The sequence below is a fragment of the Clostridium sp. genome (genome assembly GCF_051278035.1).
Taxonomy (GTDB): domain Bacteria; phylum Bacillota; class Clostridia; order Clostridiales; family Clostridiaceae; genus Clostridium_AD.
On sequence record NZ_JBNMNU010000036.1, the window covers coordinates 1 to 18814 of the forward strand.

24 protein-coding genes are annotated in these 18814 nt (G+C 32.6%); 1 reads left to right on the top strand and 23 read right to left on the bottom strand.

What is annotated here, in order from left to right:
* The 23 genes from ACJAX4_RS07435 to ACJAX4_RS07545 form a co-directional block, all read right to left on the bottom strand.
* A partial coding sequence (locus tag ACJAX4_RS07435) for an FHIPEP family type III secretion protein (protein ID WP_435788823.1) occupies positions 1–616 on the bottom strand: 616 nt, incomplete at its 3' end.
* 12 nt (positions 617–628) lie between these two features.
* The gene (locus ACJAX4_RS07440) at positions 629–2467 is read right to left on the bottom strand and encodes a fused FliR family export protein/FlhB family type III secretion system protein (protein WP_435788824.1); all 1839 of its coding nucleotides are present in this window, start codon (positions 2465–2467) and stop codon (positions 629–631) included.
* A gap of 11 nt (positions 2468–2478) precedes the next feature.
* Entirely contained in the window at positions 2479–2748 is a 270-nt protein-coding gene (fliQ, locus tag ACJAX4_RS07445; protein ID WP_435788825.1) for a flagellar biosynthesis protein FliQ, read from the bottom strand.
* A 10-nt stretch (positions 2749–2758) separates the two neighbouring features.
* Positions 2759–3583, bottom strand: coding sequence for a flagellar type III secretion system pore protein FliP (fliP, locus tag ACJAX4_RS07450; RefSeq protein WP_435788826.1), 825 nt, complete (start codon positions 3581–3583; stop codon positions 2759–2761).
* Complete coding sequence (gene fliO / locus ACJAX4_RS07455; protein ID WP_435788827.1) at positions 3567–3938, bottom strand: flagellar biosynthetic protein FliO; 372 nt, start codon at positions 3936–3938, stop codon at positions 3567–3569. The genes fliP and fliO overlap by 17 nt, the downstream gene beginning before the upstream one ends.
* A gap of 8 nt (positions 3939–3946) precedes the next feature.
* The gene (locus ACJAX4_RS07460) at positions 3947–4396 is read right to left on the bottom strand and encodes a flagellar basal body-associated FliL family protein (RefSeq protein ID WP_435788828.1); all 450 of its coding nucleotides are present in this window, start codon (positions 4394–4396) and stop codon (positions 3947–3949) included.
* Positions 4396–5127 carry a flagellar motor protein MotB gene (locus ACJAX4_RS07465; RefSeq protein WP_435788829.1) on the bottom strand — a complete coding sequence of 244 codons (732 nt, stop codon included), beginning with the start codon at positions 5125–5127 and terminating at the stop codon, positions 4396–4398. Before ACJAX4_RS07465 ends, ACJAX4_RS07460 begins: the two co-directional genes overlap by 1 nt.
* Positions 5120–5932 (bottom strand): motility protein A, encoded by an 813-nt coding sequence (locus tag ACJAX4_RS07470; protein ID WP_435788830.1) that lies wholly within the window; start codon positions 5930–5932, stop codon positions 5120–5122. The genes ACJAX4_RS07465 and ACJAX4_RS07470 overlap by 8 nt, the downstream gene beginning before the upstream one ends.
* Before the next feature lie 11 nt (positions 5933–5943).
* Positions 5944–6135: a flagellar FlbD family protein gene (locus tag ACJAX4_RS07475; RefSeq protein WP_435788831.1), complete on the bottom strand. Its 192-nt coding sequence runs from the start codon at positions 6133–6135 to the stop codon at positions 5944–5946.
* Between the two features lie 146 nt (positions 6136–6281).
* Complete coding sequence (locus ACJAX4_RS07480) at positions 6282–7310, bottom strand: flagellar hook-basal body complex protein (RefSeq protein ID WP_435788832.1); 1029 nt, start codon at positions 7308–7310, stop codon at positions 6282–6284.
* 115 nt (positions 7311–7425) lie between these two features.
* Positions 7426–7848, bottom strand: a complete 423-nt coding sequence (locus ACJAX4_RS07485; protein ID WP_435788833.1) for a TIGR02530 family flagellar biosynthesis protein — start codon at positions 7846–7848, stop codon at positions 7426–7428.
* A gap of 37 nt (positions 7849–7885) precedes the next feature.
* Positions 7886–8536 (bottom strand): flagellar hook capping FlgD N-terminal domain-containing protein, encoded by a 651-nt coding sequence (locus tag ACJAX4_RS07490; protein WP_435788834.1) that lies wholly within the window; start codon positions 8534–8536, stop codon positions 7886–7888.
* A 35-nt stretch (positions 8537–8571) separates the two neighbouring features.
* The gene (locus ACJAX4_RS07495; RefSeq protein ID WP_435788835.1) at positions 8572–10068 is read right to left on the bottom strand and encodes a flagellar hook-length control protein FliK; all 1497 of its coding nucleotides are present in this window, start codon (positions 10066–10068) and stop codon (positions 8572–8574) included.
* Positions 10069–10073: 5 nt separating this feature from the next.
* Entirely contained in the window at positions 10074–10520 is a 447-nt protein-coding gene (gene fliJ, locus ACJAX4_RS07500; RefSeq protein ID WP_435788836.1) for a flagellar export protein FliJ, read from the bottom strand.
* 36 nt (positions 10521–10556) lie between these two features.
* A complete protein-coding gene (gene fliI / locus ACJAX4_RS07505; RefSeq protein ID WP_435788857.1) occupies positions 10557–11870 on the bottom strand; it encodes a flagellar protein export ATPase FliI in 1314 nt (437 codons plus the stop codon).
* An 11-nt stretch (positions 11871–11881) separates the two neighbouring features.
* On the bottom strand, positions 11882–12634 hold the full coding sequence (locus ACJAX4_RS07510) for a hypothetical protein (RefSeq protein WP_435788837.1): 753 nt from the start codon (positions 12632–12634) through the stop codon (positions 11882–11884).
* A complete protein-coding gene (fliG, locus tag ACJAX4_RS07515; protein ID WP_435788838.1) occupies positions 12618–13631 on the bottom strand; it encodes a flagellar motor switch protein FliG in 1014 nt (337 codons plus the stop codon). Before fliG ends, ACJAX4_RS07510 begins: the two co-directional genes overlap by 17 nt.
* Positions 13632–13637: 6 nt before the next feature.
* Complete coding sequence (gene fliF / locus ACJAX4_RS07520) at positions 13638–15194, bottom strand: flagellar basal-body MS-ring/collar protein FliF (RefSeq protein WP_435788839.1); 1557 nt, start codon at positions 15192–15194, stop codon at positions 13638–13640.
* Positions 15195–15209: 15 nt separating this feature from the next.
* Positions 15210–15509, bottom strand: a complete 300-nt coding sequence (fliE, locus tag ACJAX4_RS07525) for a flagellar hook-basal body complex protein FliE (protein WP_435788840.1) — start codon at positions 15507–15509, stop codon at positions 15210–15212.
* Between the two features lie 11 nt (positions 15510–15520).
* Positions 15521–15955, bottom strand: coding sequence for a flagellar basal body rod protein FlgC (flgC, locus tag ACJAX4_RS07530; protein ID WP_435788841.1), 435 nt, complete (start codon positions 15953–15955; stop codon positions 15521–15523).
* Between the two features lie 6 nt (positions 15956–15961).
* The gene (flgB, locus tag ACJAX4_RS07535; RefSeq protein ID WP_435788842.1) at positions 15962–16366 is read right to left on the bottom strand and encodes a flagellar basal body rod protein FlgB; all 405 of its coding nucleotides are present in this window, start codon (positions 16364–16366) and stop codon (positions 15962–15964) included.
* A gap of 452 nt (positions 16367–16818) precedes the next feature.
* A complete protein-coding gene (locus ACJAX4_RS07540; RefSeq protein ID WP_435788843.1) occupies positions 16819–17655 on the bottom strand; it encodes a flagellin in 837 nt (278 codons plus the stop codon).
* A 95-nt stretch (positions 17656–17750) separates the two neighbouring features.
* On the bottom strand, positions 17751–18092 hold the full coding sequence (locus tag ACJAX4_RS07545; protein WP_435788844.1) for a hypothetical protein: 342 nt from the start codon (positions 18090–18092) through the stop codon (positions 17751–17753).
* A gap of 275 nt (positions 18093–18367) precedes the next feature.
* Between ACJAX4_RS07545 and ACJAX4_RS07550 the strand changes: the two genes are divergently transcribed.
* The gene (locus tag ACJAX4_RS07550; protein WP_435788845.1) at positions 18368–18784 is read left to right on the top strand and encodes a LapA family protein; all 417 of its coding nucleotides are present in this window, start codon (positions 18368–18370) and stop codon (positions 18782–18784) included.
* Positions 18785–18814 lie beyond the last annotated feature (30 nt).

Genomic DNA, 18814 nt, shown 5'->3' on the forward strand with positions numbered 1-18814 from the left:
TTATAGTAACAATTATACCCGCTATAGCATCTCCCTTTACGAATTTGGAAGCTCCATCCATAGCTCCATAAAAACTAGCTTCATCCTGGAGTTTTGTTCTTCTCCCCCTTGCATCTTCTTCAGTTATAGCACCTGCATTTAGATCTGCATCTATGCTCATCTGTTTACCTGGCATAGCATCTAGAGTAAATCTAGCAGAAACTTCTGAAACTCTACCAGCACCGGCTGTAATAACTATAAACTGTATAATGATTATTATTAAGAAAATAATTATTCCGACTACATAATTTCCTCCCACAACAAACTCACCAAAAGCCTCAATTATATCACCTGCATAAGCTTCTGTGAGTATTAACCTTGTAGATGAAATATTTAATCCAAGGCGTAAGAGTGTTGTAATAAGAAGTAATGTTGGAAAAACTGAAAACTGCAAAACTTCTGTTGTAAACATTGTTAAAAGTAAAATTATAACTGCTAGTGTTATATTAATTGCTATTATTACATCAAGAAGCTTTGGTGGTAATGGAATGATTATCATTAAAACAATACCGATTATACCAAAGGCAACTAGAATATCTAAATTATTTTTTAATTTGTATTTTGTATTTTCAGCCACAGTTATCATCCACTACTTTCTTTTGTTTAATTTGTATACTATTGCTAGTATTTCCGCCACAGCTTCATACATATCAGCTGGAATTTCAGATCCTATCTCGAGTTCCTTAAATATTAACCTTGCTAGTGGTTTATTTTCAATAATAGGCACATCATTCTCTTTTGCAATCTCTTTTATTTTTATAGCAACATTATCTGCACCTTTGGCTACTACTATTGGAGCACCTTCTCCTCCTGCATCGTACTTTATTGCAATGGCAATATGTGTTGGATTTGTAATAACCACGGTAGCATCTGGAACTGACTCCATCATTCTACTTGATGACATTTCTCTTTGCTTTTGTTTAATTTTAGATTTAATCAGTGGGTCACCTTCTTGCTGTTTATATTCTTCTTTAATTTCCTGCACACTCATTTTTAATTCTTTATTATGTTTGTACTTCTGGTATGCAAAATCTGCTACAGATATTATAAGCATAAGTATAGCTATTTTAAAGAATATCTCCAAAACTAATTTCCCAAAAACTACTAAAATAGCTTCTACTTTAAGGCTTCCGTAAGTCATTATATCTAAATAATTACTGTGAATATAATCATAAGCTACATATACTATAGTGGACACTATGGATAAGTTTTTTACTAAATCCACTAGGGACCTTGTCGAAAAAATCTTTTTAAACCCGCTAATAGGATTTAATTTTTTTATATCAGGTTTAAGTGGTTCACCTGTAAATATAAAACCAGATTGTATTAAGCTTGCAATAGTCCCCATAATCATAATAGGCACTGCAAGTGGTAAAAATAGAAGTCCAAACCTTATTATAGCCGTAAGATGTACAGTTCTTACGGTATACTCAGTAAGAGGCAAAGTTAAATAATTTCCTAAAAAAAGACTTAATATACCTTTTAAACTATTTAGTGCATAAGAACCTAACATAATCATTACAAGTGTCACTGTTAAAAGGGTAAAGGTAGAAGATAACTCCTTACTCTTTGCTACCTGTCCCTTTTTCTTTGAATCTGCTTTCTTTTTAGGAGTGGCATCTTCAGTTTTTTCACCGCTATCCGCTGAAATAAAAATAAGTAACGGTATTAACTTATAAAACTCATTTATTATATCTGGAATAATATAAAAAGAATTTACTATTAACTTTAATGCAGACGGTAACACTAAAACAAAACAACTGAGTCCAACTAATATTTTTATTGGCATACCTAAAATTATAATATTTAACGAAGGTACCGTTCTCGATACTAGCCCCATAGATAAATCTGTTATTATAATTATTAAAATAATAGGTATTGCTATTTTTAGTCCTAGTGTAAAAAACTGAATAAAAACATTTATCATCATCATAGCTGTTTCTTGAAAGAGTATAAACTTTCCAATCTCAACAACACTAAAAGATGTAATAATAGCTCTTATTAGCATATGATGGCCATCCACAACAAAAAACATCACTATACTTGTCCAATAAAGCAAACGTCCTAGTAGTGTAACATTTTGATTAGACACAGGATCAAATATGCTCATCATAGAAAATCCTACTTGAAAATCCATAAGTTGACCAGCCATTTGTGCTGAAAAAAAGCAAAACTTTGTTAAATACCCAAGCGTTAAACCAGTGATAACCTCCGATATAAAAAATATTATAAGCGTACCGTTATTACTAATTAAATTCACATTCTCATAGTTAACACCTGGTAAAATCAAAAAGGTGAACATAACGCAAAATCCAACCTTTACCATTGGAGGCGAAAACTTAGGAAAGAAAATCGGTGTACTCATAAAAAATCCAGATATTCTAAGGAGTACCATTATAAAGCCTAAATAATAAGCTGTATTTGTCAAAATATTTCCACCTAGCCTCCCATATTAGCCATAAGTTCAAAAATTCTAGTTGTAAACGCAACTATCGTATGAAGCATCCAACTACCCATTAATAGACCCATTAATGCTACTGCCAAAAGCTTTGGCACAAAAGTAAGTGTCTGCTCTTGGATCTGAGTAGTGGCTTGAAATATACTTATTAATAGCCCTACTAAAGTAGCTGTAAGTAGAATTGGACCAGCTACCAATATTGCAGTTTGAATACCATCTTTTATTATAGTTAACACAATATTTTCGGTCATTTAATTCACCTCAACTAAAACTCATAATAAGTGATTTTACAAGTAGATTCCATCCATCTACCATAATGAATAACAATAATTTAAAAGGAAGCGAAATCATAACTGGCGGTAGCATCATCATTCCCATAGCCATAAGTATACTACCCGTAACGATATCTATTATAATAAACGGTATAAATAAAAGAAACCCCATCTCAAAAGCTCTTCTTAATTCACTTATTATAAAAGAAGGAACCACCACATACATCGGTACTTTATCATAGGTAAGTTTAGGCTTTCCGTTTGTAAGTATTTCATTACCATCAGCGTCAACTGCATTTTGGACTGTATCTTCCTTCTGTCCCACTTCTAAAAAAAGTTTTAAATCCTTTGTTCTAGTCTGTCTTAACATAAAATCCCTCATAGGCCCTGACCCTTTTTCAATTGCAACCTCTTGAGTTATTTGATTATTTAGATAAGGAGTTAATGCCTCCGAGTTTACTTTTGTAAAGGTTGGTGCCATAGTGAAAAATGTTAAAAATAACGCAAGTCCAATTATAACCTCTTTGGGAATTGCTTGCTGAACACCTATAGCGCTCTTAAATAAGGATAACACTACAATAATTCTTACGAAACTAGTAGACATTATAATAATTGAAGGTAAGAGTGTAAGTACTGTAAGCAGCATTAAAAGCTTAATATTATCAACATATTCAGCCGGCGTATTTGCATTATCAACTGAAATATTAATTTTAGGTATCGGTAATGTCGTAGCACTTACAACTTTTATTGAAACAATTCCTATTACAAGTAACCCCAAAGCAAAAATAAACAAATTCTTATATTTTATTTTCATCTTTAACATCCTTTTTCTTAATATGTTTTTTAAATAGATTCTTCATGTCTTCTATTTGGGGTATATCTTTACTACTTTCAATGCCAATAACTTCTTCTGGTGGCAATTCAAATAGAATACGTATTTCCCGGGAACTAGAAGATACTGCGTATGCTTTTCCACCAATTTTTACAACCACAACACTATTATCTTTAGATAGTGCGACCCTATCTAGTATTTTCATATATTTACCATCTTGTAATTTTTGAAGCTTAGTACTTCCGTATTTTAACGATATATACATTAAAACCAATATGAATGGTAAGAATATTAAAATTTTAAAAATAAGCACCAAAAATTCTCCATCTACCGTCATTTCATCACCTACTGTACTAATATATCATTAAAATAAATATTAGTGATTTTCCCCTTAGTTAAATTTGGGTTTACGCTACTAATTAGCTCTTTCTTTATAATATCAAGACCTTTAACACTGAAGTCTGTAGATTTTTTCGATCTAATATAAGTATTGACTGCATCCCTAATAATCGGCTTATTTTCATCTAATTCTAAAGTCAATTCCTCATTAACTTCATAGGCTATATACACATTCACTTTCAGGTATCGTTTCCCCCCATCATCTAGAAGATTTACGAAGAACTCCCCTAGTAGATACGTTTGCTCAACAACCACCTTTGGTGTAGATGCCGCAGTATCCTTTTTTTTATTTAAGAAGTACATAGTTCCAAAAGTTGCACCGCCAATTATGACTAATATTAAAAGACCTATAATGACTATTTTTAAAGCATTTCCTTTTTTGGGTTTATCACTCATTATTTAGTGACCTCCTTTTCATTTGCTACAATTAAAATATTTACTCTTCTATTTAAAGCTCTGTTTTCATCGTTAATATTCGACGCAATAGGTTGATATTCACCGCAAGCAACAGATGTAAATCGCTCTGGATGTGTTTGGCCCTTAATACCCACAAAATATTCCAGTACATTTAGAGCACGAGCCGAAGATAGCTGCCAGTTATTTTTGTATTCATAATTATTAATTGGTATATTGTCCGTATGCCCCTCTATTACAATATCATTTGGGAATGAAGATACCAACCCATTTATTGTATTTAAAACTGGTTTGATTTTTTCTAGGATTTCTGATTTTCCACTTTGAAATAAAATATTTTCTCTAAGTAGAATTATAACTCCTCTGTTGTCAGATTTTAATTCTACTATATCTTCTAGTTTATTTGCTTTTATAAAACTTTGGACTTTTTCGTAAATATCCTCAGTCTCAGTATTCTCTACTGCAATAGGTAAAGGTTCCCCCACTAATGGGACTTCTCCACTTTTTATATTCAAATCCATAATAGCTGTTTTAGTTTCACCTGTTAACACAGCTTGAAGGGAAGACGCAATTTGTTCGAACTTAGCTGCATCAACTGTTGAAAAGGAATATAATAAAACAAAGAAGGTTAGAAGCAGTGTCATGGTATCAGAAAAAGTAGTTATCCAAGCATCTGTTCGCATCTCCTCTTTACCACTTTTTTTCCTAGACATTGTCTGCCACCCCAGCTTCTTTGGCTTGCTCTTCATAATATATATCTCTTTCAAAAGGTGATAAATAGGATGTTAATTTTTCTTCAACAATTCTTGGATTAACACCAGACTGAATTGCAAGTACTCCTTCTAGCATCATTTCACGATTATTCACTTCAATACTAGATTTGTAATTCAAATTTTGAGACATTGGAATTAATACTATATTTGCTAGAAGTGCTCCATAAAATGTAGTTATTAATGCTTTCCCCATACCAGCCGCCAGGGCAGAAGAGTCACTTAAATTAGCTAGCATTTGAATAAGTCCTATAAGCGTACCAAGCATACCAAAAGCCGGTGCATAAGCTCCCCAGACTTTTAACATATTAGCGCCATCAGTATGACGTCTTTCCATTTCCCCTATTTCTAGTTCCATAATTTCCTTTATTGTTTCAGGTTCCAGTCCATCAACTACCATTTGGAGGCCTTTTTTTAAAAACTCATTTGTTAATTGTGCCATTTCATCTTCCAGAGATAAAAGTCCTTCCCGTCTTGCTTTTTTAGATAAATTAGTAAAACTATTAATAATTTCTGTACTAGACATTGTACCTTCTTTAAAAGACTGTACAATAATTTTAATTACCTTCTTCATTGCTGAAAGAGGGTAAGCTATGAGTAGTGCTGAAAAGGACCCCCCTACGGTAATTGCTATTGAAGAAGGCGAAAAAAATATTTTTAAACTAGCCCCACCAGCTGTCATACCCCAGAACATTAAAATTACTCCAAGCAAAAGCCCAACGCCTGTCAACATATCATGTTTTTTCATGCCACTTCCCCCTATAACTCACCAGTAAATATCTTTTTTTTATACTTTAATACGCTATCGATTATTACCTCCGTACTCTCAAGCACAAGATACTTCTTCCCGTTTATTAAAGTTATTAAAGTATCTGGCACTGTTTCAATTTTTTCAATAACTTCGGCATTTAAGATAAATCCTTCTTTGTTTAAGCCTGTAAGTTTTATCATGGGCCCTCCTAATATGTACTTTTTACGGTTAATAATTTATTACATGTTTCTGAAAAAATAACTGAATCCTAAGGATTTTTATAGGTCTCAAATATTATAAGTATTTGAGACCTACTACAAATTCAGTTCAAATATAATGTCCTATACTATCTCTTTAGAGCTAGTATTTCCTGTAATATTTCATCCCCTGTGGTAATTGCTTTACCATTTGCCTGGAAGGCCCTACTTGCAACTATCATATCTGTGAACTGCTCAGCTAGATCAACATTTGACATTTCTAGCATTCCTGAAAGCATGTCACCGTAGCCTGCACTATTGCCAGTAGTCGTAACTTCAGTTCCTGATCTAACTATAGCTACCCCTGAGTTAGAAGTATTTGCATATAAATTATTACCAGTCTTACTTAGCCCTGCTGGGTTTTTAAATGATGCCATAGCAATCTGTCCAACTGCTGCAACAGCACCACCTTCTAAAGTAGCCTTAATAACTCCGTCCTTTTCTATAGTAAAAGTTGTTACCCTTTTTACATCACCATTAGCAAGTTCTATTGTGTTAGGTATTGATAATGGTATAAGTGTTTCACCAACTGCTTTTGGAGGAGTTGCAGCATTTGCATTTACAAAATTTACGGTAGCTGGATCAGTCGAGTTATCTAAACTTGTGCTTGTTCCATCTTTTATAGCATAACCCAAAACCCTCTGACCATTTGATGTTAAAAGATGTCCTGCATCATCTAATGCTAAAGCTCCATCTCTAGTATATGATATATCATTAAATGTATTTGTTGCATCATCAATTGTTTGAGTTGTAGTAGAACCATCGGTCGTATCTACTGTTGCTGTTCCAGTAACCGCACCCGTAGCAACCATCAAATAACCTTCTCCATCCATAGCTACATCTAGATTTCTAGATGTAGGCTGCATCATTCCTTGACCTACCATAGTATCTATTCCTGCCATTTGCACTCCAAGTCCTATTTGCTTTGGGTTAACTCCACCTGTATTGGTTGATGATGATGACGCATCGGACATACTTTGGCTTACCATATCTTGAAATCTAACTCTCGAACTTTTAAAAGCAGTAGTTCCAACGTTAGCTATATTATTTGCTATAACGTCCAATTTTGTCTGATTTACTTTCATACCACTTATTCCAGCATATAATGATCTTAACATAATATTACCCCCATTTTTTTAGCTAAATTCCAATAGAGTTATAAGTAATTTTGATTTCTTATTATTTACTTTGCTTCTGTATTTCCACAAAGTTAAGCCTCCTAAAAGGTCCAGCTTATATCATAACTACACTATCTATATTGGTTACTACACTTTCCTGGCTTTGATTTTTATCTAAAGCAGTAATTACAGTCCTATTTTTAATACTAGTTATAAGGGCCATATCCTTATATAAGATTAAGGCTTGCTTTGCACCTTTACTATCCGCCATATTTATTCCTTCGTTAATCTTTTTCATATCAGCATCATTAAAATTAATATTTCTACTACTAAGCCTTTGTGCCGCATGAGAAGATATGGTGAAGCATTCTTCTTTTTTTATTTGTTTGTCTAAAATTTTATTAAATGTACTTTTATCTTTATTAAATATATCTTCTTCTTTGTTAACTTTAGTATTTTTGTTTTTCAGACCTACGCCTGAATACTCCGTAAAGTCCACCGTTGAATACAGTTTTCCATTTACCACTCTAAAAGACATATCTTACCATCCCTTACCATCACAATTAATTGTTTGTTTATTTTACTTTTGAGATGTCATCATAGCTTATATCCTTAGTGAGTTCCACACCATTTTCCTCGTAGGCTATAGTTAAGTTAATTCCCTTTGCATCTCTAGAAACACTTTTAACTGTTCCTGAATATGCTTTTTCATCATCTGTTGCTGCAGTCTCAACTTGTTTACCCATTAAACTTATAGCAGCGGAAAATCCTGCATTGCCATTTAAATTATCTAATGTAGTCTCTGGCACATCTATAACATCTGATAAAGTGTCAGCAGGAAAATCCTGTATAGTACCATCAGACAATTGCACTGCCATATAGGTTGTACCTGATTCTTTATAAACTGCCTTAACAGTGCCTCCATATTGCATTCCACTTGCATCATAACTACTAAAAGCAACCATCTTACCAACTAGTGCAGATGAGGTTTGAAAAGCCATAGTACTATTCATATTGGACATTTGTTCTAATGATGCAAATTGAGCCATTTGAGCTACAAATTCTGTACCATCTTTAGCCTCGGTTGGATCCTGATTAGAAAGTTCCGCAGAAAGTATTTTAAGGAACGAATTTCGGTCCATTGCCTGACCTTCTTTTACAATTTCAGTCCCTCTATCAGTTGCCCTAGCTGAATTTGAAAGTGCTGTTGATATATCAGTTGCCATTTTTATCACTCCTTGTTTTAATAATAATTTTATTATTAAACAAATTTGTTTACCTGATTTTCTAGTATATCATTGTTACTTAGTATAGACATATCATCATCTTCTTCTAAAACCATTTTTATATCACTGTTATTATTTTTTCTTTGGTTGTTGTTTTTCTCATTGGAATCTTTGCTAAAAAATGTTGAATCTTCGTAAATATTTATATCTAAGCTTTGAATTTTGATATCCATACTTTTCAACCTATCACTTATATCTTGAAAATTTTGATTCAATAAATTAAAAGTGTCTTTATTTTGAGCAGATATAGAGGCCTTAATAACTCCACTTTCCATAGTAAGCTTTATAGTAATCTCTCCAAGTTCCTTAGGATCCATTTTCACAGTTAAATCCTTCATGTTATTAACTTCCATAAATTTTATAGATTTGATTACATCTACAGTAAAATCATTTTTATCAATTACTAAATTTGTGGTTTGTACCTTTGATGTGTCTGAAACCTTTACATTTTCGAATTGATTCATAAAGCTAACTGCTTTTGATATTTTAATTTCATCTTTATCTTCACCTAGCAGATTTTTAAGGAATTTTTCTTCAAAAGAACTATTTCCTGAGGATTTATCTCCATTTGAAGAATCACTTGAATTTTGCATTTGGCTCTTAGGAAGAGTTTCAGATGTGGTCTTAGTACACATTTCCATTACCTTTTTAATCAAATTATCTTTTGTTGAACCGTCCTCACTATTTCCGCTAAGAACTTGTACACTAGGGACTTTTAATAAGCTCAGATCTCCCTTTAACTCATCCACCACAGTAGTTAATTTTTGTAGAACATTAATTATTTCAGAAGGCTTAACGTTATTTTCTTTTGACTTATCCATCATTGCAATTATTTCACTAAGACTATTTTTTATTAAATCATTCTTTGGATTGGACAACAATTTCTCTGTTCCTTTTAATTGCTCTCCAACTATTAATTGTTCTGAAGCCTTTAAACTTTCTATGTTAATAGAATTAAGTTCCGTTTCAGGTTGTATTGTGGTTGAAGATTTAGGATCATTTTGAAGCATGGAATTCAACAACTGAAGTAACTGCTGGATTTGCTCCATTTGTGACCCAGATTCATCTATGCCTTCCAATTCTTTCGATAAATCTTCTGCTGTCTTTTTAAGTTTTTTTATAGCTTCTTCTATAAGATTAATTATCTTTGTTTTTAACTCTTTATTGCCTTCAGAATTTTCTAAATCCTTTGCAGGAGTACCTTCAACTGCTGTTTTGTCAACATCACTGTTTTCAATATCTTTGGTTTTGGCATCCTTATTCTCAACATTTGTACTCTTATTTTCATTATCTGTTCTATTCAAATTTTGGTCTTTGCTTTGTTCTTTCCGAACATTTTTCTTTGAAGGATTCTTAGAGTTCAATTCATTATCATGTAAAACCTTTTTAAATTTTTCACTTTTATTGGACCCATTTGGAATCTCCTGCTTCTTAGAAGCAGCATAGGTATTCACATTCATATTTACGTCCACTGTTTTCACCTCCTCTCCCTGTGGTTATTTCTAATATAAGCATATAATGCAAACTCATCATTAGTTTTCTGTTCAATTAAATTTTGCTGCTTTATAAAAGCACACTTCTGATTTTCCTTTAAAATTTCAACTGTCTTTTTTTCAACTTGGCATTGTTTTAATTCACATCTTTTTTGCTCTAATATCTCTTCTTTATCCTCTAAGACCACTGAGGTTTTATCAATAGCCAAATTTAATGCATTTAAATAATTTTGTTTCATTTTTTGCTGAATAATAGGTTGATGCACATCTACATTTCTATGAGTTTTATAATTTACTTTCAGGTTACTTAATTCTTCTTGCACTATATTTCTATCCCTTTGTGCTTCTTTGAATATTAATTTACTTTTATCCTCGTTATCTTTTCTAATATCAAGCAGCTTTTGCAGTCTGAACTTATAACCTTCGGCCAATTTAAAGACTCCTCTTTGAAAGTTCGCTATGAACTTTTAATTAAACATATCTTTCATCATATTTAAACTAACTTCAATATCTGTACTTTCGCTTATACCCTGCTTTAAATATGACTCAATACTGTCATTATACTTAATTGCATTATCAATTTTTATATTACTACCTTTTACGTAAGCCCCAATATTTATTAAATCTTCTGAATCCCTATAAGTTGCCATTAAATCTCTTGCCATGGAAGCCACCTGAATGTGATCTTTTGTAGCGATTTCAGACATTAACCTACTTACACTATTTAAAACATCTATAGCTGGATAATGATTTTTGGAAGCCAGGGCCCTAGATAAAACTATGTGACCATCGAGTATTCCTCGAACAGCATCTGCTATTGGCTCATTAAAATCATCCCCATCTACTAGTACCGTATAAAAAGCTGTAATAGATCCTTTGTCTGACATTCCGCTACGCTCCATAAGTTTAGGTAACATTGCAAACACTGATGGTGTATACCCTTTAGTAGCTGGCGGTTCCCCTATAGCTAGTCCAACCTCACGCTGCGCCATTGCAAACCTTGTTACTGAATCCATCATTAAGATTACTTTTTTACCTTGGTCCCTAAAATACTCTGCAATAGCTGTAGCTGTAAATGCACCTTTTATTCTTACTAGAGCTGGTTTATCAGATGTTGCACATATAATAATTGATTTTTTCATGCCCTCAACGCCCAAATCTTTTTCTAGAAAATCTCGAACTTCTCTCCCTCTTTCTCCAATAAGTGCAATAACATTCACATCAGCTTTTGCTTCTCTTGCTATCATACCAAGAGTAGTACTCTTACCTACTCCACTACCTGCAAAGATACCGATTCTTTGACCTTCACCACAAGTTAAAAATCCATCAATGGCTCTCACTCCAGTAGGGATAATTTCTGTTATTCTACGTCTTTTTAGGGGATCAGGAGGAGATGCATTAAGTGAGTAAGCCTTGTATTTAGTGATTTTTGAGTCGTCTAGTGGGTTTCCTAAACCGTCTAGGACTTTCCCGAATAGTTCCTCAGAGCATTTAACGTTTAAGGGACTTCCCGTAGGTATTACTCTGCAGCCTGGCGCTATACCAACAAGCTCCCCTAGAGGCATTAAAATAACATCTAAATCTCTAAAGCCTACAACTTCACAAGAGATTTCATCATTTGACTTATTATAAATTTTACACACTTCACCAACAAAAGCTGTTATTCCTCGAACTTCAATAGTAAGCCCTATAATATTCACTACCACACCTTCGGAATAGGTGTAATTAATATCAGGAATTTTATTCATTAAGTATTCAAAATTTAGAGCTATCATAATTATTCTCGCCCTTTCTATATTTGTATTTGCTCTTCCTGAAAAACTTCTATTATTTTCTCTATACCATAAGATATACTTACAATACTTTTGCCTGTTTCTTTCTCAATAACAGCAGTTCCATCATCCAAAAAACTATCTTCTATTACAAATATATCACCTTGAAATGCAAGTCTATTTTTAAAATTTTGAATCTCATCTTTTATAGTAGTAAAATGAGTGCTATTCGTTTTTATTACATATGATTTTACATTTCTTTCAGTTTTTATAGTACTAAAAATCATCTCATTCAAAGCATCCATTTCTTTCACTTCTTTTTTTAATATATTCTCAGCTATATTAACAATTAAATCCTTTATATGTTTTTCCTTTTCCACTAAATACTCACTATACTGATGTTGCGCTTGAGTAAGTATAAAGTCAGCATCAGCCCTCACGGCATCTGCCGCTTCCATTGCGCCATCATTAGCGTCCTTATATGCAGTTGCATATCCTTCCCTGCTCCCGCTCTCTAAACCCTCTTTAAAAGCCTCAGCTTTTGCCTTTGCGGCATCTATGTAGGCTTTTGATATAATTATTTCACTTTCCCGTCTTGCACTCTCTAACATATTACTTGCAATGTTTTCATAGCTTTCCATATTAGCATCTAAACTAACCTTATCTCCTGTTGGGTTTGAATTCGTAGCAGCTGTGCCTAATTGGGTATTTATTTCCCTATTTCCCTGCTTTATAATTCTAGAATTTTTTATCACATTAATTGATGATTGCATCTTCTCCACCTCTTGAAAGTACTATTTCGCCAGCTTCATCTAAACGTCTTAATACACCAACAATTTTCTGTTGAGCTTTTTCCACATCCATTAGTCTAACAGGTCCAAGGAATTCCATATCTTCCTTTAGTGATGCAGCTGCTCTTTTAGATTGATTTTTGTATATACTGTTCGCAACTTCTTCTGAACATCCCTTTAATGCAAGAGATAAGTCCTTGTTATCTATCTCTCTTAAAATTCTTTGTATTGAAACATCATCCAATGTAATAATATCTTCGAATACAAACATAGATTCTTTAACCTTTTCAGCAAGTTCAGCGTCTTCTTGCTCAAGTCCCTCGGTAATATTTCTTTCTGTTGTTCTATCCACCTGGTTTAAAATTTCTACTAGAGATTCAATTCCCCCAACCACAGTACTATCAGTTCTAATAACCGAAGATAATTTACCATTTAAAACTTTTTCGATTTCTTTAATAACCATAGGTGAGATACTACTCATAGTTGCTATTCTAAAGGATACATCGCTTTGAAGTTCCAGTGGTAGCGCCGCCAATATCTGAGCCGCCTTATCCGATTGCATATAACACATAATAAGCGCTATTGTTTGTGGATGTTCATTGGATATAACATTCAATAATTGATGTGCATCTGCTTTTCTGGCTATGGAAAAGGGTCTATATTGTTGGGTTTCTTCCATAACCTTATCTAATATCTCCTTTGCTCTCTGATTGCCAAGGGCTTTAGCAAGCAAATTCCTTGCATAGTCAACTCCACCTTCTACAAGAAAGTCCTTTGCTTTATTCATTTCCATAAATTCATCTAGAATTGTATGTCTTTGTTCAGATTTAACTGAAGCTATATTAGCAATTTCATAGGTAATTTTTTGAATGTCTTTTTCCGGTAATTTTTTTATTATACCCGAAGAAGCGTCCGGACCTAAGGTTATAAATAATATAGCCGCCTTCTGAATTCCCGTAAGTTTACCACCCTTAGACACTATTTATCACCCCTCATCTTCTGTCAGCCACGACTTAATTATGTCTGCAACTTGTTCAGGTTTGTCTTCTGCATACTTTTTAACTTGTTTTTCCATGTTTGCATTTTTACTATTTGAATCAAATTCAATAGGTTCAAAATGTTCGGGTTGCTTTGGAGTAACATTATCTCCAATTAAGCTATCAATACCTGCAGATGTTTTATCTTTATTCTTACCAGCCTTACGAATTGCAACTAACAATATAATAAATAATATAATACCTAAAGCTCCAAATGCAATACGAGTGTATAATGCTTTTTTATTGGCTAATTTGTCAGCAATATCTATATCAAGTAGTGCTTGTTCAGCCGCTTTTTTACCCTCGGTGTTAAAAGACAACCCTTCTATACTTATGGAATCTCCTCTAACCTCAGAATATCCTATAGTGCTAGCAACTAAGTTATTTACAGAAGCTCTAGTTGCTTCATCTAAATTACCATCTAGTACAACTGATGTTGTTATTTTACTAATTCCACCTGGGGCCTTTATTATGTTCTCTTCTATTTTTGAGATTTCATAATTTCTTGTAAGCTCTCTATTTATAGAATTCCCATCAGGCGTGGTTGTCGCAATTGTATTCTTTGATCCTTCATCTACAGGGCTAGTGGATAGCCCATTACCTGTATTATCATTCCATGTTTCAATATCATGCGAGCTTACAATTGTACCTTCCGGATCATATTTAACAGTATTTTGTTTAACCGAGTCGAAATCCAGCTCAGTATTAACAGAAACTCTTACTCCATTTTTATATATAGGTTCAAGTACCTTCATTATTTTTGCTTCTAAATTCTTTTCAACCTCTCCTTTTAGCACTTGTTGCTTATCCGTAGATGCAGTTAAGTTACCTTCCTCTTCATCATATAGACCCTCAGTTAAGAGCTTAAATTTATCGGATACTATACTAACATTTTCCTTTGGAAGATTCTCTACTGCACCAGTTAAAAGTGATACTATCGCTTTCACCTGTGAATTATCAAGTTTAGTACCTGCCTTAAGTTTTAAGGTAACCGAAGCCCTAGCCGGTTCAGTTTCACGAACAAAGGCTGTGTTTTCCGGTAACACCAAATTAACCTTAACTCCTTCAATTTCTGAAAAAGACTTAATAGATCTTTCAATTTCACCTGATAGGGCTCTTTGGTACATAATTTTAGTTTCTGTATCTGTAGGTGCCATTTTACCACTATCAAAAAGTTCGAATCCATCGCTTCCTTCTGTAATTTCAACCTCTGACATAAGCTCCATTCTAAGGCCGTCAACATCCGCCTTAGGAACTAGTATTGAGCTACCTGTAATCTTGTAATCAACTTTCTTCTCTTTTAACTTTGCTACAATTGCACCCGAGTCCTCTACTGTCATATTAGAAAATAAGACATCATATTTAGTTTTCGTTGCTGCTACTAAAAAATATATAAGAGCTACTGTGACTACCACCATAAGCAAACTATAAGCTATTTTTTTGCTTCCACTTAATTTGCTCCAACTTTGAGAAAATTTATTTCTCATTTCAAGTAGCTTATTCATCGCTAGCACCCCTTACTATATCTGCATACTATTGAATTTCTGATATGCATCTACAAGTTTATTTCTAATTTGTACTGCTAGCTCTAAAGACAGTTTAGCTTCTTCTGTTGATAACATCACCTTATGTATATCTTCCTCTTCGCCTTTTATAAATTTCTGAGTAAGATCATCTGCTTCTAATTGTTTATCATTAACTTCACTTAATTTTTCTTTTAGAGTATCTAGAAAGCCACCATTTTCACTTTTATTTTCTACATCATTTTTTTGAAGCTCATTAATTGCTTTTGCACTATTTACATAATTACTAATATTCATATATCATTCTCCTATCTACCTATTTCCAAAGCTTTAGAGAACATACTTTTTTGGGCATTTATAGAACTTACATTTGCCTCATACGCTCTTGTTGATGCAATCATATCTGCCATTTCATTTAAAATATTTACGTTCGGCATAGTCACATACCCTTCACCATCTGCATCTGGATGTGATGGATCATAGACCTTCCTTAAAGGCGAGTCATCATTTACAACGCCCATAGCCTGTACCCCTTTAAAACTTGTTTTATATGTACCGCTAGTTTTATCTAATTCCCTTTGTAAATTTTCCTTAAATACAGCTACTTTTCTTATGTAGGGCTTACCATCTTCTCCTCTTGTAGTCGTTGCATTTGCAATATTTGAAGCAATTGTATCCATCCTTAATCTTTCTGCTGTTAGTCCACTTGAACTTATTTTCATTCCGTTAAAAGCATTATTCATTATGTATTACCTCCCCCCTGTTATAATATAACTTTTAAGCGTAAACTTACTGTTAACTTGCTTAACTAAAGCGTTGTACATTAATGTATTCGCTGCTTGATTTGTCATTTCAAGGTCTATATCTACGTTATTACCATCTTGTCTCATACTCGTACTTTCATCTTTTTTTACTGTGATTTGTCCACTATTACTACCCGTTTGTATATGCTTACTATTATCAGTTTTCATGCTATCTCCACCCATGCTATCTTTTAAGGTATCCTCAAACGTAACATAGAATTTTTTATAACCTTTTGTATTAATATTTGCAATGTTATTTGCAATGACTTTACTTCTGAGCGCCGAAGCATCCATACTTTTTGTAAGCATGTTATATGTGTTTTCACTTATTGAGTTTCCATTTATATTCAATATCACCATCTCCCCTACTCTATTAGTTAGACAAATAATCTGAAATTCCTTCTTGAAATCCCATTTTTCACTAAAAATTAGTTAATTTAATTTTAAATATACAAATTTGTCCATCTTATTGGCTTAATCACACACTAAATAAATACTTTAATGTATATAGTTTTATTTGTTTTATCAATTTAATTAACATTTAGATTCATGTCGTCATAATTAGTTGGTAAAATGTATTTTTTGAGTGGTATGTTTCTTTATGAACATTTTTTACATTGTTCATTTTAAATTTACATTATACTAGTATATCATACATTATTGTAGTAATATGTATATCTACTATTAGATTATACATTATTGTAGTAATATGTCTATCTATTTTCTGAAATATAAAAAAGAGACTTGATTTAATTTTTTCAAGTCTCTTTTTTGTATTATTATATTAAATTTCATTTAATTTATTATCTAATGTTTTCCAGAATTTTCAAAGCATCCTGTGGTAATCTATTAGATTGAGCCATCATTGCATTTCCAGCTTCTATAAGAATTTTAAACTTAGAGTATTCCATCATTTCCTCAGCCATATCTGTATCTCTTATACTACTTTCCGCGGATTGAATTTTGTCTGATATTTCAATTGTAGCATTATATGTACTTTCAAACCTATTCTCTAGAGCTCCAAATTTACTTCTGGCACTGATAATAGTATCAAGAGCATTATCTACGAGTTCTAGAGAACCATCTATATCATTCACATCTACTTTGATGTCATCTCCAACCTTAAGTTCTAAGCCTTCTGTATCTAGATTATATTTTGGTATGTCAATACTTTGTCCTACATTAGCACCTGTAAGCATTTCTATAACATCTGATCCATCATTATTACCACCAGCTAAAAGCTTAACTCCATTGAACTCAGTGTTATTTGCCATGTCATCTTCTCCGTCTAACATCTGATTTATTTCCATTTGAATAATTTCTTTATCCCCTGGAGTTGTAGTCCCTCCAGCTTGTACCAATAGCTCTCTAACCCTCTGCAAACCACTTGTTATACCCTTAAGGCCGCCCTCTGCGGTTTGAAGCATGCTAACTCCATCTTGAGTATTCCTTGCCCCCATTTGAAGCCCTCTTATCTGCATTCTAAATCTCTCACTTTGAGCAATTGCATTAGGATCTTCTTTGGAACTATTTATTTTAATTCCAGATGATATTCTCCCTAGGCTTGAACTTTGCTTAGTAAGATTCTGGCTGTATGCTTTATATATATTTAAAGATGCAATGTTTTTACTTATTCTCATAAAATCAACTCCATTAAAGTTTTTTATTTACTACCTACTCTAATATATCGGATATCTAGAGTTTTACTTTAGATATTTTTGTAACTTTAATGCGACTAATAAACTATCACATCTGACGGGTACATACTTAGAGCATTTTCAAAAGATTCCATTGCATCTATTTCTGAAATTTTATCATTCACTAAATTTCTATATAACATATATAGCTTCAAATGAAGATCTGGATTAACGCGCTTCACTTCTACCATTTTTTCATATATAATCTCTTGAATAGAAATTTCATTTCCTGGGCTCAGAACACTAGAAACAAAATTTTGTAGTCCTTCAATTTTCTTTTTCAGCCTAGGATCAAAACAAAGATCACTTACTTTGTTTAATTCTTCAATAATTTCTTCTGCTTGTTGTACCGTAATAGTAATTTTCTCATTACTATTCATACAGCATCACCTCTTTATATTTATTTTGTTATTAAAATTCATTTATTATATATATATTTCGTCTAATTGACTCATAACTTTATATAATTTAAATAATTATTAAATTTAACCTAAGCAAAAACGCCAAAACAAAGTCTCCGCGTTTTTAAAAGATTAATTATATTAAGTTTAAAATATATAACAAAATCCATATTGATGTTAATTTCAGTATCCGTGAGAGTACAAATATGATATAATTCAATAAATAAAACAACTTAACTAAGGAGGTAATTTTTATGAGAATTGGCTTTATAATTTCTTTAATATTTGCTATTATAGTAACACTCTTCGGTATTCAAAATGCTACAATAACCACTGTTAATTTCTTTTCTGCACAATTTGATGTTTCATTATCTCTTGTAATTTTTGTATCTGCAATTATAGGTGCTATAATTGTGACTCTATTTAGCCTACAAAAGGAATTCATATTAAGTCGTGGTAATAAACGATTAACAAAAAAGGCTGATAATTTTGAAAATGCTATTAAAATAATTAAAAATGAAAATACTGATTTAAAAGTTGAAAACGAAACTTACAAAAACAAAATAGGACTTTTAGAAGCTAATGGTAAGATTTCTACTGATGAAATAAGTGCACTAACCATTGAAATTCAAAGACTTGATACAAGCGCTAAAGATGAAATAATCCTTTAATACACGGTAATTAAGATTTAATTTATGATT